Origin of the sequence: Micromonospora fluostatini, assembly GCF_050410825.1 — a bacterium.
GTDB classification, from domain to species: domain Bacteria; phylum Actinomycetota; class Actinomycetes; order Mycobacteriales; family Micromonosporaceae; genus Micromonospora; species Micromonospora rosaria.
The window spans coordinates 4,208,722-4,223,697 of the sequence record NZ_CP191251.1 but is presented as its reverse complement, the minus strand read 5'-3'; the positions used below and the strand labels follow the sequence as shown (position 1 = coordinate 4,223,697).

Sequence of the window (14,976 nt, the reverse complement as noted above, 5' to 3'; positions counted from 1 at the left end):
CACCGGGACTCGGGGCGCTCCTCCCCGAGCGGGGGCTCGCCGTCGCGGCTGTGCAGGCCCTCCCGGTCCCGCGCGTCGCCGCCGGCCGGGTCGTCCCCGGCGGTCGGCTCGCCGTCCCGGAGGGGCCCCCGGGGCACCCCGGGCCTCCCGGACTCCCCGGCCGGGGTGCCCGGTCGGGGGTCGCGCTCGCGTCCCCGGCCGGCGTCGTCGCGCAGGTCCTCCTCCCAACGGCGGAAGAGGTCGTGCTCCGGGGACCTGGACCGTTCGGCGATGGTCCGCAGGAACTCGGGGTCGTCGTCCGGCGCGGCCGGGGCCGGGGCGCGGAACGACGTGCCACCGGGCCAGCCGGTCGTCCGCCCGGCCGGCAGCGGTCGGCCGGCGAAGAACCAGGCGAGCCAGCCGACCAGCGGAACGAGCAGGATGACCGCCACCCAGGCGGCCCGGGGCAGGGCCCGCACCGTGCCCTTCTCCGCCGACAGGCAGCTGATCAACGCGAGGGCGGCGGCGACGACCTGGACGAAGACGAGGAGGATCAACAGCCGGACCATGGGCCAATCATGACGCACCGTCGCGGTACGTCACCACAGCTCGTGCAGCACCAGCGCCAGGCCGGCCAGGGCGAGCCCGACGGCGGCCAGCGCGGCCTGCGCCAACGCCGGGCCGCCGGTGGGCGCCGGGCCGCTGCCGGTGCCCCGTCGCCAGCAGACCCGCAGGGCCGCCGCCCAGACGCCGACCACGGCGAGGCCGACCAGTGCGCCGAACGGCTCCCCGGCCAGCGCCAACCGGAGCGCCAGCACGGCCACCACGGTCAGCGCGAGCGCGGTCCGACGCCAGGCCAGCCGGGTCCGCTCCGGTTGCAGGCCCGGGTCCCGCCCCGGGGGCGTCCCGGTCACCGCTGGCCGAGCGCCCCGGCCAGCACCGCCACCACCAGCAGCAGCGCACCGAGGCCGACGACGAGGGCGAGCACCGCGGGGAACCGGGAGGCGGGCAACTCCTCGTCCTGCCGGATGGCCCGTTCGGTGCGGGCCCAGTGGTCCACCGCCCGGACCGCCACCGCGCCGCCGACCAGGAGCAGCACGATGGCGATGGTCTCGCGCAGGTGCCGCAGCGGCAGCGGGGGCAGGAACTGCGCGACGGCGAGCCCGCCGCCGACCAGCGCCAGGCCGGTGCGCAGCCAGGCCAGGAAGGTCCGTTCGTTGGCCAGCGAGAAGCGGTAGTCGGGGGTACGCCCCACCGCCCGCAGGTCGGAGGGGTCGAACCAGCGTCGGATCGCCTGCCACACGAACAGTGATTATCCGCTTTGTCCGCGTCGTAGCCTGTCCGGGTGAGCAATGATCACGTATCGCCCGGTGCCGGCCCCCTCGACCCGGCGACGTTGCGCAGCGCGTACGACACCCAGCTCCGGCCCGACATCCCCGATCCGGTGCCGGCCGGGGTGACCGTCGAGTGGGACGGCCCGCTGGTCCGGGTCACCGGGCGGGACGCGCAGGGCTTCCTCACGTACCGGGACCTCGGTGGCCTGACCGGCGCGGAGCTGGACGCGCTGATCGGCCGGCAGGTGGAGTTCTTCCGGCGTCGGGGCGAGCCGGTCGAGTGGAAGCTCGTCGCCCACGACGAGCCGGCGGACCTGGCCGACCGGCTGCGCGCCGCCGGCTTCGTCGGCGAGGACGAGGAGAGCGTGCTGGTCGGCCCGGTCGCGCCGCTGGCCGCCACGCTGCCGGTCCCACCCGAGGGGGTACGCCTGCGTGAGGTGACCGGCCGCGCGGACCTGGAGCGGATCGCGGCGATGGAGGCGACGGTCTGGGGCGACGACCGCAGTCACCTGGTCGACGGCCTGGCCGGGGAGATCGCCGCCGACCCGCAGTCGATCACCGTGGTGGTGGCCGAGGCGGGTACGGAGGTGGTCAGCGCGGGCTGGGTGCGGTACGTGGCGAACACCGGCTTCGCCACCCTCTGGGGCGGCTCGACCCTGCCGCGGTGGCGCCGCCGGGGGGTGTACCGGGCGCTGGTCGGCTACCGGGCCCGCCTGGCCGCGCAGCGGGGGCGGACCCTGTTGCAGGTGGACGCCTCGCCGGACAGCCGGCCGATCCTGCGACGGCTGGGCTTCGTCCAGGTCACGACGACCACGCCCTACGTCTACACTCCGTGATCATGGAGCGGTTGACGGACGACGAGCGGTTCACCCTCAAGACGGGGGCCTTCGGCGCGGTGTACCTGGTGTCGAACGCCGACCCCGGCATCTTCGCCCTGGTCCGGGAGAGCTTCGCCGCCTCCGGAGTGCTGTCGGGGGCGAGCGGGGTGGTCAAGGAGGCGCTGACCACCGGGCCGCTGCCGAAGCTGCCCCGCGACAACGTCCTGGAGGTCGAGTCGATGGTGCTCCCGGCGCTCGGCGAGGCGGTCGAGATCCTGCGCCGCAAGTCCCCGGCGGACGTGCGGGAGTACCGGTCGGTGGTGCTGGCCGCGGCCGACGAGGTGGCGCGGGCGCACAAGGGCGTCTCGCCGGCCGAGGACGCAGTGATCGCGCGGATCCGGGACGCCCTCGGCGCGGGCGACTGACGACCCGCCGACGCGGACGTCCTGACGGCTTCCGGACCGGGCGCGTGACCGACCGCGACCCGTGCGGTGAGCTGAGTCACTGTGGCGCACTCCGGGCTCGATGCTACTGGCAGGTAACATAACCGGAGTGGGTAACTGCACCGCAGCCCGTGGTTGACCGGTCGGCAACAACGCGCGAGGCTGCGGCCGTACCAGGCGAGAGATCGCATGACCGGGCGAGAATTCGCACCACCAAACAGGAGGGTCGTCGAAGCGCGATGAACATCGTCGTACTCGTCAAGCAGGTGCCCGACTCGGGCGCGGACCGCAACCTGCGCAGTGACGACAACACCGTAGACCGCGGTTCGGCGAACAACGTCATCAACGAGATGGACGAGTACGCCATCGAGGAGGCGCTGAAGATCAAGGAGGCGCACGGTGGCGAGGTCACCATCCTGACCATGGGCCCGGACCGGGCCACCGAATCGATCCGCAAGGCGCTCTCCATGGGCCCGGACGCCGCCGTGCACGTCGTCGACGACGCCCTGCACGGGTCCTGCGCCGTGGCCACCTCGAAGGTCCTCGCGGCCGCCCTCGGGCAGCTCAACGCAGACCTGGTGCTCTGCGGCGCCGAGTCGACCGACGGCCGGGTCCAGGTCCTGCCGCACATGCTCGCCGAGCGGCTCGGCGTCGCCGCCCTCACCGGCGCCCGCAAGCTCACCGTCGACGGCGGCACCCTGACCGTCGAGCGGCAGACCGAGGAGGGCTACGAGGTGGTCACCGCCGCCACGCCCGCCGTGGTCTCCGTCTGGGACACCATCAACGAGCCCCGGTACCCGTCCTTCAAGGGCATCATGGCCGCCAAGAAGAAGCCGGTGCGGACGCTCGCCCTGGCCGACCTGGGGGTCGCCGCGTCCGAGGTCGGCCTCGACGGCGCCACCAGCACGGTGCTGGAGCACAGCAAGCGCCCGCCGCGCTCCGGCGGCGAGAAGGTCAACGACGAGGGCTCCGGCGGCACGCAGCTCGTCGAGTTCCTCGCCACCGAGAAGTTCGTCTGAGGGGGTCCGGGACATGTCTGAGGTTCTCGTCGTCGTCGAAGCCACCCGTGAGTTCGGCGTCAAGAAGGTCACCCTGGAGATGCTCACCCTCGCCCGCGAGCTGGGTACGCCCAGCGCCGTGGTGCTCGGTGGGCCCGGTGCCGCCGAGGCGCTGGGCGCCACGCTCGGCGAGTACGGCGCCCAGAAGATCTACGCCGCCGAGAGCGAGGAGATCGACGGCTACCTGGTCGCCCCGAAGGCCACCGTCCTCGCCGAACTGGTCGGCCGGGTGCAGCCGGCCGCCGTGCTGCTCGCCTCCGCCCAGGAGGGCAAGGAGATCGCCGCCCGGCTGGCCGTCAAGCTGGACAACGGCATCCTGACCGACGTGGTCGGGCTCGCCGCCGACGGCACCGCCACCCAGGTCGCCTTCGCCGGCTCCACCATCGTGAAGTCCAAGGTCACCCGGGGCCTGCCGCTGGTCACCGTCCGGCCCAACTCGGTCACCCCGAGCCCGGCGCCGGCCACGCCCGCCGTCGAGCCGCTGACCGTGACGCTCACCGACGCGGACAAGCTGGCCCGGGTGGTCGAGCGGGTCGCCGAGCAGAAGGGCTCCCGGCCCGAGCTGACCGAGGCGTCCGTGGTGGTCGCCGGCGGTCGCGGGGTCGGCAACGCGGACAACTTCGCGCTGGTCGAGGAGGTGGCCGACCTGCTCGGCGGCGCGGTCGGCGCGTCCCGCGCGGCGGTCGACTCCGGGTACTACCCGCACCAGTTCCAGATCGGCCAGACCGGCAAGACGGTCTCCCCGCAGCTCTACATCGCGCTCGGCATCTCCGGTGCCATCCAGCACCGGGCCGGCATGCAGACCTCGAAGACGATCGTCGCGGTGAACAAGGACGCCGAGGCGCCCATCTTCGAGCTGGCCGACTTCGGCGTGGTGGGTGACCTGTTCAAGGTCGTACCGCAGATCACCGAGGAGATCCGCAAGCGGAAGTGACCCGCGAACAGGGGTGACGCCGTCGTCGGGCCCGCCGGGAACCCCCGGCGGGCCCGACGCGTACCCCCGGCCCGCCGGCCCCGGCGAGCGGGACCGGCGGGCCGGCGGTCAGCCCGTCAGGGTGCCCCGCACCAGGCTGTCGCCGGAGTGGGCGGGTTCGTTGTCGAACTGTTCGGCCGAGATGTCGACGATCGAGTACTCCCGCACGTCCGCCCGGGGTGGCAACGGCAGCAGCACGTCCGGGCTGTCCCCGAGCACCCCGACGGAGAACATCGCCCCGGTGTTCGGATTGATCAGCCACACCTCGTAGTACCCCGGCACCGCCGGCAGGTCCGTCACGTGCAGGTGGAGCCGCCCGTCGGCGAAGACCCGGGCCTCGCCCCGGGCCTGCGGGGGCGTCGTGCCGTACGCGGCCAGCGGGGCGCTGGCCACGACCCGCTCCGGCGCGGGGGTACCCCGGTCGGTGTCCACCACCGCGAGGGTGCCGAGCACGCCGAGGACGGCCGCCGCCGCCGCGGTCACGGTGGTCACCGCCCAGCGGGGCCAGCGTCGCCGGCCCCCCGCCGCCCGCCCCGGCCGGGCCGGAGCCTCGACCCGGGAGCCCACCCCGGCCCCGGCCATGGCCCCGTTCCGGGTCCCGGCCCCGGCCCCGGCCCCGGCCTTGGTCCGGGTCTCGGCCTTGGTCCGGGTCTCGGCCTTGGTCCGGGTCTCGGCCTTGGTCCGGGTCTCAGCCTGGGTCGGCGGTTCCGCCACCGCGCGGATCTCGGCGACGACGCCCTGCCAGATGTGCTCCGGCGGGTCGGGCAGGTCCCGCAGGGTCCGGGTGGCGGGGCCCAGCCCGGCGACGTGCCGGAAGGTCTCCACCTCGTCCCGACAGTGCGCGCAGGTGTCGAGATGGGCGGCCTCACCGGTGTCCGCCACGCTCTCACCGAGCGCCAGGAAGACCAGCCGGTCGTGGTCCAGGTGCTGCACCGTCCACCTCCCATCTGCGCTTCAGGCTCGCCATGCCGCGTCGGATGTGACTTTTGACCGTCCCCAGCGGCACCCCGGTCGCCGCGGCGATCTGCTGGTGTGTCAGGTCCTCGTAGAAGGCGAGTTCGAGCATCCGCCGCTGTTCCTGCGGCAGCCGGGCCAGCTCGTCGGCGACCACCAGCCGGTCGACCACGGTGTCCGGATCCGGGTCGGCGGTCGCCGGCCCGGGAAGCTGCCGGACGCTCTCCACCACCCGGTTCTCCCGGGCCGAGGCGCGCAGCCGGTCGACCACCTTGCGTCGGCCGATGCCGAGCAGCCAGCCGAGCAGCGAGCCGCGCGCCGGGTCGAAGGTGTCCCGGCCCAGCCAGGCGGCGACGAAGGTCGCCTGGGTGACGTCCTCGGCGTCACTGCGGTTGGCGAGCACGCTGGTGGCCAGGTGGAACACGGCGCGGCCGTACCGGTCGTACGCCTCCCGCAGGGCCGACTCGTCACCCGCGTGGAACCGCTCGACCAGGTCGTCGTCCTGCGGTGGGTCGGGTGGGTCGGCTGCCTGCCGTACCGCCGTCACCGGGCGGTTCGCCTTTCCTCGGGCATGCCCGGACTGTAGCCGTCACGGCCCCCGTCCCCGCCGGCCGGTGCCGTCGCCCCGGGCCGCGCCGGTGCCCCACCCCCGTCGCGTGGTGTCATCGGGTGGACGCGCGGGGCGGGCGGTGCCGTCGCCTCGATAGGCTGGTGCCCGATGGCATACCTGGATCACGCGGCGACCACTCCGATGCTCGACGCGGCACTGGAGGCGTACGTCGCCACGGCCCGTGAGGTCGGCAACGCGTCGTCGCTGCACGCTGCGGGTCGCCGGGCCCGCCGCCGGGTGGAGGAGTCCCGTGAGCGGGTGGCCGCCGCCCTGGGCGCCCGCCCCTCCGAGGTGATCTTCACCGGTGGTGGGACCGAGAGTGACAACCTCGCGGTCAAGGGCATCTTCTGGGCCCGGCGGGCCGCCGGTGCCGGCCGGGACCGGGTGGTGTGCAGCGCGGTCGAGCACCACGCCGTGCTCGACGCGGTGGACTGGCTGGTCCGGCACGAGGGCGCCGAGGTGAGCTGGCTACCGGTCGACGCCGAGGGGCGGCTCAGCCCGCAGCGGCTCGGCGCCGAACTCGACCAGCACGCCGACCGGGTGACCCTGGTCACCGCGATGTGGGCCAACAACGAGGTCGGCACGGTGCAGCCGGTGGCCGACCTGGCCGCCGTCGCCGCCGGCCACGGGGTGCCGTTCCACACCGACGCGGTCCAGGCGGTCGGCCAGGTACCGGTCGACTTCGCCGCCAGCGGCGTCGCCGCGCTGACCGTCACCGGGCACAAGCTGGGCGGCCCGACGGGGGTCGGCGCGCTGCTGCTGGCCCGGGACGTGACCGCCATCCCGCTGCTGCACGGTGGCGGCCAGGAACGCGACGTCCGCTCCGGCACCCTGGACGCCGCCGGCATCGTGGCCTTCGCGGTGGCGGTGGAGACGGCGGTCAAGGCCCAGCAGGAGTACGCCGCCCGGGTCGCCGCCCTCCGCGACGACCTGGTCGCCCGGGTCCGTCGGGCGGTGCCGGAGGTGGTCTTCAACGGCGACCCGGTCGACCGGCTGCCCGGCAACGCGCACTTCTCCTTCACCGGCTGCGAGGGGGACGCCCTGCTCCTGCTGCTGGACGCCCAGGGCATCGCCTGCTCCACCGGTTCGGCCTGCTCGGCCGGGGTGGCCCAGCCCTCGCACGTGCTGCTCGCGATGGGCGCCGACGACGACCGGGCCCGCTCCTCGCTGCGCTTCTCCCTGGGGCACACCAGCACCGCCGCCGACGTCGACGCCCTCATCACCGCCCTTCCCGCCGCCGTCGACCGCGCCCGCCGCGCCGCCGCCCTCCGCTCCACCCCCCGCTAACCCCCCACCCCACCCACCCACCCCCGTGCTGCCCCGCTCCCGCGCTGCCCCCCACCTCAGCGCGTTGATCATGGGGTTGACGGCGAGTTCGATCACCATGACTGCCGCCAAGTCCATGATCGACGGGGCGGGGGTGGGGCGGGGAGGCGGGGTGGGGAGCCAGGCGGGGTGGGGGGTGGGGGTGGGTAGGGTTGAGGGGAAGGGGGGCGGGGCGTGAGGGTGTTGGCGGCGATGTCGGGCGGGGTGGACTCCGCGGTGGCGGCGGCGCGGGCCGTCGAGGCCGGGCACGACGTGACCGGGGTGCACCTGGCGCTGGCCCGCAATCCACAGACGTACCGCACCGGGGCGCGCGGCTGCTGCACCCTGGAGGACTCCCGCGACGCCCGCCGCGCCGCCGACGTGCTCGGGATCCCGTTCTACGTGTGGGACATGGCCGACCGGTTCCACGCCGACGTGGTCGACGACTTCGTCGCCGAGTACGCCGCCGGGCGTACCCCGAATCCCTGCCTGCGCTGCAACGAGAAGATCAAGTTCGCGGCGGTGCTGGACCGGGCGGTGGCCCTGGGCTTCGACGCGGTGGTCACCGGTCACCACGCCCGGCTCGGCGCGGACGGTCTGCTGCGCCGCAGCGTCGACCTGCCCAAGGACCAGTCGTACGTGCTGGCGGTGCTGACCCGCGAGCAGCTCGACCGGTCGGTCTTCCCGCTCGGCGACTCGACCAAGGCGCAGGTCCGCGAGGAGGCGGCCCGGCGCGGGCTGGCGGTGGCCGACAAGCCCGACTCGCACGACATCTGCTTCATCGCCGACGGTGACACCCGGGGCTTCCTCGCCAACCGGCTCGGCGAGGCGCCGGGGCAGGTGGTCGACGCGCTCACCGGGACGGTGGTCGGCAGCCACACCGGCGCCTACCAGTACACCGTCGGTCAGCGGCGGGGGCTGCACCTGGACCGGCCGGCCCCGGACGGCCGCCCCCGGTACGTGCTCTCCATCACCCCGAAGACCAACACCGTCACCGTCGGCCCGGCCGAGGCGCTGGAGGTGTCCACGGTCCGCGCCCAGCGTCCGGTCTGGACCGGCGGGACGCGCCCGACCGCGCCGGTGGAGTGCGAGGTGCAGCTCCGGGCGCACGGCGACGTGGTGCCGGCGACCGTCGAGCTGACCGACGGCGGGCTGCACGCCGAGCTGCGCCGCCCGCTGCGGGGCGTGGCCGCCGGGCAGGCGATCGTGGCGTACCGGCCGGACCCGGCCGGGGACGTCGTGCTCGGCTCCGCCACCATCACCGCCTGACCACCACCACCCCGCCGCAGGTTGCCGGCACCGCGCCTCGGGTGGGCGGCACCGCCCCACGGGTCGGCGGCACCGCGCCCCGGATGGTCGCGGCGCCGCCTCCCGGATGGGCGGCACCGTCCCACCACCGGCCGGCGCACCGGATACCCTTCGGCCGTGACTGATCAGCCCTGGCCCTGGCCGGCCGGCGCGGCGACGGGAATCGGCTCGCTGCCCGGCACCGACATCGCCGAGGCGCAGCGCGTCGTCCTCGGCGAGCTGCCCGCGCTGCCGCACCTGCCCGAGTTGCCCGCCCGGGGACCGGGCGCGGACCTGGTCGGCCGTACCGGCGGACTGCTGGTCGAGCTGCCGATCGAGCTGTACGCGGCCCGCTGGCGGATCGCCACCCGCCCCGGTCGGGACCTGCGCCGTGCCCGGGACCTGATGGAACGCGACCTGGACCAGCTCGCCGAGCAGGCCGAGGGGTACGCCGGGCCGGTCAAGATCCAGGCCGGCGGGCCGTACACCCTGGCCGCGTCGGTGGAGCTGCCGATCGGCGGCCGGCTGCTGCGCGACCCGGGCGCGGTCCGCGACCTCACCGGCTCCCTCGCCGAAGGGCTGCGCGGGCACGTCGAGGCGGTCCGCCGCCGACTGCCGCAGGCCTCGGTGCTGCTGCAACTCGACGAGCCGTCGCTGCCGGCGGTCCTCGCCGGGCGGGTACCCACCGAGAGCGGGCTGGGCGCGTACCGGCCGGTCGAGGCGACCGACGCGGCCGTCGCCCTGCGGACCGTGGTCGAGGCGGCCGGGGTACCGACCGTGCTGCACTGCTGCGCGCCCGACGTACCCCTGGAAGTGGTCCGCGCGGCCGGCGCGGTCGGGGTCGCGCTCGACCTCGCCCTGGTCACCGACCTGGACCCGCTCGGCGAGGCGATCGACGCCGGGCTCGGGCTGCTCGCCGGCGCGGTCGGCACGGCCGCGCCGCCGGCCGGTCGCCCGCCGACCTCCGCCCAGGTCGCCGACCGGGTACGCCAGCTCTGGGACCGGCTCGGCTTCCCCCGCCGCCGGCTGGCCGAGCAGGTGGTGGTCACCCCGGCCTGCGGCCTGGCAAACGCCTCCACCGGGTACGTGCGGGCGGTCCTCGCCGCCTGCCGCGACGCCGGCCGCCGCCTGGCCGACGAGTGAGCCAACTCCCGGCGTGAGCCGGGGTTGTGGCGCGGGCTGGGGTCGTGGCGTGGGCTGAGGTTGTGGCGCGGGCCTAGGCCCGTGGCGTGCGCCTGCTCGGGTGGTGAGTGGCCTGGGGCGTGAGCCGGCGGGCGGGGCGGCGGGCCGGTGCCCCGAACACGCGGGCCGGATGCCGGGTTTCCGGTCGCTGTCGGCGGGCAGGATGAGGCACATGATCGGACAGTTGCGCTCAGTCGTGATCGACTGCCCCGACCCCCGGGCCCTCGCCGGCTTCTACGCCGAGCTGCTCGGCCTGCCGCTGGCCGAGCAGGACTCCGAGCACAACGAGTGGGTGGTGCTCGGTGGGCCGCGCGGGCACCATCCCCGGGTGGCCTTCCAGAGGGCCCCGGACCTGCAACCGCCGAACTGGCCCGACCCGGCGCGTCCCCAGCAGTTCCACCTCGACGTCACGGTCGACGACATCGAGGCCGCGGAGCGGGCGGTGCTGGCGCTGGGCGCCCGGCGGCTGCCGGGGGATGGGGAGGATGAGGGTTTCCGGGTCTACGCCGACCCGGTCGGCCACCCGTTCTGCCTCTGCTGGGACTGACCGTCGCCGGGGCGGCAGCCGGGCTCGCGGGCCGGCGCTCCGGCGACCCGGTCACCGCCCGCTGCGGGCCGTCCGTGGCGGTGACCGTTCGGGTACGCCGGGGCCGGGGGTTCCCGAGGGTTGCGGCGACTGGGCATGATGACCGCCGTGATCGACTCCTCGCTCCGGCGCGCCTCCGGCTCACTGTTCGGTCTCGCCTACGGTGACGCCCTGGGCCGACCCACCGAGTTCCTGACCGTCGCCGAGATCCACCGCCGGTACGGCCCGACCGGCCCGCGCGAGTTGGTCGGCGACCCGGTGCTGGTCACCGACGACACCCAGATGGCCCTGGCGGTGGCGTGGGCGCTGCGGGAGGCGCCGACGCTGACCCCGGAGGCCGTCGAGCCGCTGCTGCGCCAGCGTTTCCTGGACTGGGCGGTCAGCCCGGAGAACAACCGCGCGCCGGGCATGACCTGCCTGCGCGCCTGCGCCGAACTGTCCCGGGGGGTGCGCTGGCAGGAGGCCACCCAGGCCGGCTCGAAGGGGTGCGGGGCGAACATGCGGGTCACCCCGGTCGGCCTGCTCGACGTCGACCTGGACACCCTCGCCGGGCTGTCCCAGTTGCAGGCCGGCCTGACCCACGGCCACCCGACCGGGCTCGCCGCCAGCGAGCTGACCGCGTACGCCGTCCGGCTGCTCCGCGACGGGGCCGCCCCGGCGGACCTGCCGGCCCTGCTGATCGAGCGGACCCACGGGCAGGAGCGGACGTACCACGGGGACTGGCTCGGCGACCTGTGGCAGCGCCCCGGGGTGGACTCGCCGCAGGAGTTCGTCGCCCGGGGCTGGGACGAGTGCCGCCGTGCCCTGCACCGGCTGGTCAGCGCCCTGTCCCAGCCGGACGACGGCGGTGACCCGTGCCGGTACACCGGCGAGGGCTGGGTGGCCGAGGAGGCCCTGGCCACGTCGCTGTACTGTGCGCTCCGGCACGCCGACGACCCGGTGGCCGCGCTGGCCCGGGGCGCCACCACGGCCGGCGACTCCGACTCGATCGCCGCGCTGGCCGGCGCCTTCGTCGGTGCCGCCACCGGCATGTCCGCCTGGCCCGCCGCCTGGGCCACCCGCATCGAGTACGCCGACCAACTCACCGCCCTCGCCACCCCCTGGGACTAACCACCCACTCCCGCCCCCCAGGCGTGGGGGTGGTCGGGGCTGGGCTCGGGGGCAGGCGTGTGGCGATCTTGCACTTGGGGCCCCGGTGTCGGGGCCTTTGTCCGCTGTGCCTGGGCGGCAACTCCACGATCGCGTGGGGCGGGGCGTGGAGGGCGTGGGGCGGGGGGCCGGGGGTGGAGGGGGTCAGGGGGTGGGGTGGGGGTGTAGGTGGGGGAGGGTGCGGATCCTGCGCCAGAGAGGTGGGTCGCAGGTGCCGGCGCGGGTGTCGAAGGCGTCGAGGGTGACCCGGATGGACTCACCGAGGTCGAGGTAGCTGTCGTGTTCGGCGTCGGGGTCCCAGTCCCGGGTCGGGATCGGGACGTGGTCGTCCCGGTCGCTCCGGTCCCGACTCGTGATCTTGAGTACGTCGGCGTGCCGGCGGTCCACCCCGAGCACCAGGCAGGGCCGTACCTTCGAGCCGGTCCCGTCGGCGAACGGGACGTCCGCCCACCAGATCTCCCCGGCCCGGGGCGTACCCGTCGGGGGCCGGTCGGTGTCGCGGGGGCGTGGGGCGCTCGGGCTGCCCGACCGTCGGCCGCCGGCCGGGCGCGACCGGGTCGACGCGCCGCTCCGGTCCGCCCGGGAGCTGGCGGTCCCGGACCTGTCCGCCGGGGAGTCGTCCGTGCGGGAGCCGGGCGGACGGGAGCTGCCCGCCCGGGAGCCGGGGCGGGAACGGGGGGTGCGGGAGCCGGTGGGGCGGGCCCGGCCGGGCCGGGACGGTCGGGCCGGGCGGTGCCGCCAGGTGTCCCAGGCCCAGCCGGCCGCGACGGCGAGCAGGATCAGCGCCGCCCACGGTGACCACTCGGGCATCCGTACCTCCGTCTCTCGCCGAAAGTCCCGGTCGGGCCGCGCCGGGTGCGCACCGGTGTCCGGGCAGGTGGGCGGACTATTGTCCCACCCTCCCGATACGGTGCGGGGGTAGCGGAGTCACGGGAGGTCCAGGGGTGTCCGAAGGCGGCCAGGTGTCGAGAGGCGACAGGGTGTCGGAAGGCGGCAGCGTGTCGGAGGAAGCCATCCCTCAGCAGGTGAGCGCGGCGCAGGAGGCGGCGGCCGGTGCCGAGCCCACGCCCGAGGCGCGGGAGCGGCACGCCACGCTGAGCCAGGAGCTGACCGAGCACCAGTACCGCTACTACGTGCTGGACGCGCCGACCGTCTCCGACGCGGAGTTCGACCGGCAGTTGCGCGAGTTGGAGGCGCTGGAGGAGGAGTACCCGGCGCTGCGCACCCCGGACTCGCCGACCCAGCGGGTCGGCGGCACCTTCTCCACCGACTTCACCCCGGTCGACCACGCCGAGCGGATGATGTCGCTGGACAACGCCTTCGCCGACGAGGAGCTGACGGCCTGGGCCGAGCGGGTCGAGCGGGACGCCGGTGGCCCGGTGCCGTACCTGTGCGAGCTGAAGGTCGACGGCCTGGCGATCAACCTGACCTACGAGAAGGGCCGGCTGGTCCGGGCCGCGACGCGGGGGGACGGGCGCACCGGCGAGGACGTCACGGCCAACGTCCGCAGCATCCGGGAGGTGCCGGCCCGGCTGACCCCGTCCGAGGCGTTCCCCGAGGTGCCCGAGTTGATCGAGGTGCGGGGCGAGATCTACTTCCCGGTCGCCGGCTTCGCCGACCTCAACGCCTCGCTGGTGGAGCAGGGCAAGGCGCCGTTCGCCAACCCGCGCAACGCCGCCGCCGGCAGCCTGCGCCAGAAGGATCCCCGGATCACCGCGTCCCGGCCGCTGCGGCTGGTGGTGCACGGCATCGGCGCCCGCAGCGGTTTCCGCCCGGCCACCCAGTCCGAGTCGTACGCGGCGCTGGCGGCGTGGGGGCTGCCGACCAGCGACCGCTGGCGGGTGGTCCCCGACCTGGCCGGGGTGGCCGAGTTCATCGCCTACTACGCCGAGCACCGGCACGACGTCGAGCACGAGATCGACGGCGTGGTGGTCAAGGTGGACCCGGTCGCCATCCAGGGCCGGCTCGGCTCGACCAGCCGGGCGCCCCGGTGGGCGATCGCCTTCAAGTACCCGCCGGAGGAGGTCAACACCACGCTGATCGACATCGACGTCAACGTCGGCCGGACCGGTCGGGTCACCCCGTTCGCCGTGCTGGAGCCGGTCCGGGTGGCCGGCTCGACCGTGGCGCTGGCGACCCTGCACAACGCGCGGGAGGTCGAGCGCAAGGGCGTGCTGATCGGGGACACCGTCGTGCTGCGCAAGGCCGGGGACGTGATCCCCGAGGTGCTCGGCCCGGTGGTCGAGCTGCGTCCCGCCGACGCCCGCCCGTTCGTCATGCCGACCACCTGCCCGGCCTGCGGCACCCCCCTGGCCCCCGCGAAGGAGGCCGACGTCGACATCCGCTGCCCGAACAGCCGGTCCTGCCCGGCCCAGCTCCGGGAGCGGATCTTCCACCTCGCCGGCCGGGGCGGCTTCGACATCGAGGTGCTCGGGTACAAGGGGGCGGCGGCCCTGCTCGACGCGCAGATCGTCACCGACGAGGGGGACCTGTTCCAGCTCGACGCCGAGCAACTCGCCCGCGCCGACTTCTTCGTCAACAAGGACGGCACCCTGGGCACCAACGCGGTCAAGCTGCTCGACAACCTGGCCGAGGCGCGTCAGCGTCCGCTGTGGCGGGTGCTGGTGGCGCTCTCCATCCGGCACGTCGGCCCGACCGCCGCGCAGGCCCTGGCCCGGCACTTCCGCTCGATCGAGGCGATCGCGGCGGCGAGCGAGGAGGAGCTCTCCTCCGTCGACGGGGTCGGCCCGACGATCGCGGTCAGCATCCGCGAGTGGTTCGCCGTGGACTGGCACCGCGAGGTGGTCCGCAAGTGGGCCGAGGCCGGGGTACGGATGGCCGAGGAGGCGGTCGACGAGGGGCCGCGCCCGCTGGAGGGGCTGACCGTGGTGGTCACCGGCACCCTGGCCACGTTCTCCCGGGACCAGGCGGCCGAGGCGGTACAGAGCCGGGGCGGCAAGGTGAGCGGCTCGGTGTCGAAGAAGACCGGCTTCGTGGTGGTGGGTGACAACCCGGGCAGCAAGGCGGAGAAGGCCGCCACGCTGAAGGTGCCGATCCTCGACGAGGAGGGCTTCCGGGTGCTGCTCGACAGTGGCCCGGACGCGGCCCGTGAGGTGGCCCGGACCGAGGGATGATCACCACCAATGTGAATCTTCGCCCGCTAACGGCCTATCCACCACGGTAGGGGCAGGGCGAAGAATACCAACTTAATTACGACTACAACCGATTCGTGGCTGTCCTACCGGCAAATACGGCACTGAGGGCGTTTCATTGGAGCGGCGGGCGTGCAGGGTCCCGT

General features: G+C 74.9%; 15 protein-coding genes and 1 pseudogene. 10 read left to right on the top strand and 6 right to left on the bottom strand.

Going from position 1 to position 14,976, the window contains the following annotated elements:
- Positions 1–134: 134 nt before the first annotated feature.
- The 3 genes and pseudogenes from ACQUFX_RS18415 to ACQUFX_RS18405 all read right to left on the bottom strand — a co-directional run.
- Positions 135–548: pseudogene (locus ACQUFX_RS18415) on the bottom strand (PLD nuclease N-terminal domain-containing protein); the annotation flags it as partial.
- 30 nt (positions 549–578) lie between these two features.
- Complete coding sequence (locus tag ACQUFX_RS18410) at positions 579–893, bottom strand: DUF202 domain-containing protein (RefSeq protein WP_428961579.1); 315 nt, start codon at positions 891–893, stop codon at positions 579–581.
- The gene (locus ACQUFX_RS18405) at positions 890–1,282 is read right to left on the bottom strand and encodes a YidH family protein (protein ID WP_067373382.1); all 393 of its coding nucleotides are present in this window, start codon (positions 1,280–1,282) and stop codon (positions 890–892) included. The genes ACQUFX_RS18410 and ACQUFX_RS18405 overlap by 4 nt, the downstream gene beginning before the upstream one ends.
- Before the next feature lie 42 nt (positions 1,283–1,324).
- Between ACQUFX_RS18405 and ACQUFX_RS18400 the strand changes: the two genes are divergently transcribed.
- From ACQUFX_RS18400 to ACQUFX_RS18385, 4 genes are all read left to right on the top strand, one after another.
- Positions 1,325–2,149 carry a GNAT family N-acetyltransferase gene (locus ACQUFX_RS18400; protein ID WP_428961578.1) on the top strand — a complete coding sequence of 275 codons (825 nt, stop codon included), beginning with the start codon at positions 1,325–1,327 and terminating at the stop codon, positions 2,147–2,149.
- Positions 2,150–2,151: 2 nt separating this feature from the next.
- Positions 2,152–2,556 (top strand): hypothetical protein, encoded by a 405-nt coding sequence (locus tag ACQUFX_RS18395; RefSeq protein ID WP_428961577.1) that lies wholly within the window; start codon positions 2,152–2,154, stop codon positions 2,554–2,556.
- A gap of 257 nt (positions 2,557–2,813) precedes the next feature.
- A complete protein-coding gene (locus ACQUFX_RS18390) occupies positions 2,814–3,593 on the top strand; it encodes an electron transfer flavoprotein subunit beta/FixA family protein (protein ID WP_428961576.1) in 780 nt (259 codons plus the stop codon).
- 13 nt (positions 3,594–3,606) lie between these two features.
- The gene (locus tag ACQUFX_RS18385) at positions 3,607–4,566 is read left to right on the top strand and encodes an electron transfer flavoprotein subunit alpha/FixB family protein (RefSeq protein ID WP_428961575.1); all 960 of its coding nucleotides are present in this window, start codon (positions 3,607–3,609) and stop codon (positions 4,564–4,566) included.
- A 108-nt stretch (positions 4,567–4,674) separates the two neighbouring features.
- Here the strand turns inward: ACQUFX_RS18385 and ACQUFX_RS18380 are convergent, their stop codons facing one another.
- Entirely contained in the window at positions 4,675–5,538 is an 864-nt protein-coding gene (locus ACQUFX_RS18380) for an anti-sigma factor (RefSeq protein ID WP_428961574.1), read from the bottom strand.
- On the bottom strand, positions 5,492–6,106 hold the full coding sequence (locus ACQUFX_RS18375; protein ID WP_428961573.1) for an RNA polymerase sigma factor: 615 nt from the start codon (positions 6,104–6,106) through the stop codon (positions 5,492–5,494). The genes ACQUFX_RS18380 and ACQUFX_RS18375 overlap by 47 nt, the downstream gene beginning before the upstream one ends.
- A gap of 171 nt (positions 6,107–6,277) precedes the next feature.
- On the opposite strand from ACQUFX_RS18375, the gene ACQUFX_RS18370 reads away from it, so the two are divergent.
- From ACQUFX_RS18370 to ACQUFX_RS18350, 5 genes are all read left to right on the top strand, one after another.
- Positions 6,278–7,456, top strand: a complete 1,179-nt coding sequence (locus ACQUFX_RS18370; protein WP_428961572.1) for a cysteine desulfurase family protein — start codon at positions 6,278–6,280, stop codon at positions 7,454–7,456.
- Between the two features lie 213 nt (positions 7,457–7,669).
- A complete protein-coding gene (mnmA, locus tag ACQUFX_RS18365; RefSeq protein WP_428961571.1) occupies positions 7,670–8,743 on the top strand; it encodes a tRNA 2-thiouridine(34) synthase MnmA in 1,074 nt (357 codons plus the stop codon).
- A 156-nt stretch (positions 8,744–8,899) separates the two neighbouring features.
- A complete protein-coding gene (locus ACQUFX_RS18360) occupies positions 8,900–9,904 on the top strand; it encodes a methionine synthase (protein ID WP_428961570.1) in 1,005 nt (334 codons plus the stop codon).
- A gap of 211 nt (positions 9,905–10,115) precedes the next feature.
- The gene (locus ACQUFX_RS18355) at positions 10,116–10,490 is read left to right on the top strand and encodes a VOC family protein (RefSeq protein ID WP_428961569.1); all 375 of its coding nucleotides are present in this window, start codon (positions 10,116–10,118) and stop codon (positions 10,488–10,490) included.
- Between the two features lie 120 nt (positions 10,491–10,610).
- Positions 10,611–11,639: an ADP-ribosylglycohydrolase family protein gene (locus ACQUFX_RS18350; RefSeq protein ID WP_428961568.1), complete on the top strand. Its 1,029-nt coding sequence runs from the start codon at positions 10,611–10,613 to the stop codon at positions 11,637–11,639.
- Positions 11,640–11,822: 183 nt separating this feature from the next.
- Here ACQUFX_RS18350 and ACQUFX_RS18345 read toward each other — a convergent pair whose 3' ends face one another.
- Positions 11,823–12,488 carry a type II toxin-antitoxin system PemK/MazF family toxin gene (locus ACQUFX_RS18345; protein WP_428961567.1) on the bottom strand — a complete coding sequence of 222 codons (666 nt, stop codon included), beginning with the start codon at positions 12,486–12,488 and terminating at the stop codon, positions 11,823–11,825.
- A gap of 188 nt (positions 12,489–12,676) precedes the next feature.
- Here ACQUFX_RS18345 and ligA point away from each other — a divergent pair, with 188 nt between their 5' ends.
- Complete coding sequence (ligA, locus tag ACQUFX_RS18340; protein ID WP_428961566.1) at positions 12,677–14,812, top strand: NAD-dependent DNA ligase LigA; 2,136 nt, start codon at positions 12,677–12,679, stop codon at positions 14,810–14,812.
- Positions 14,813–14,976: the final 164 nt, after the last annotated feature.

Excerpts from the sequence above, each read along its gene's own strand:
- ACQUFX_RS18395 (WP_428961577.1), top strand. The coding sequence starts at position 2,152 with ATGGAGCGGTTGACGGACGACGAGCGGTTCACCCTCAAGACGGGGGCC.
- ACQUFX_RS18390 (WP_428961576.1), top strand. The coding sequence starts at position 2,814 with ATGAACATCGTCGTACTCGTCAAGCAGGTGCCCGACTCGGGCGCGGAC.
- ACQUFX_RS18385 (WP_428961575.1), top strand. The coding sequence starts at position 3,607 with ATGTCTGAGGTTCTCGTCGTCGTCGAAGCCACCCGTGAGTTCGGCGTC.
- ACQUFX_RS18370 (WP_428961572.1), top strand. The coding sequence starts at position 6,278 with ATGGCATACCTGGATCACGCGGCGACCACTCCGATGCTCGACGCGGCA.
- ACQUFX_RS18355 (WP_428961569.1), top strand. The coding sequence starts at position 10,116 with ATGATCGGACAGTTGCGCTCAGTCGTGATCGACTGCCCCGACCCCCGG.
- ACQUFX_RS18345 (WP_428961567.1), bottom strand. The coding sequence starts at position 12,488 with ATGCCCGAGTGGTCACCGTGGGCGGCGCTGATCCTGCTCGCCGTCGCG.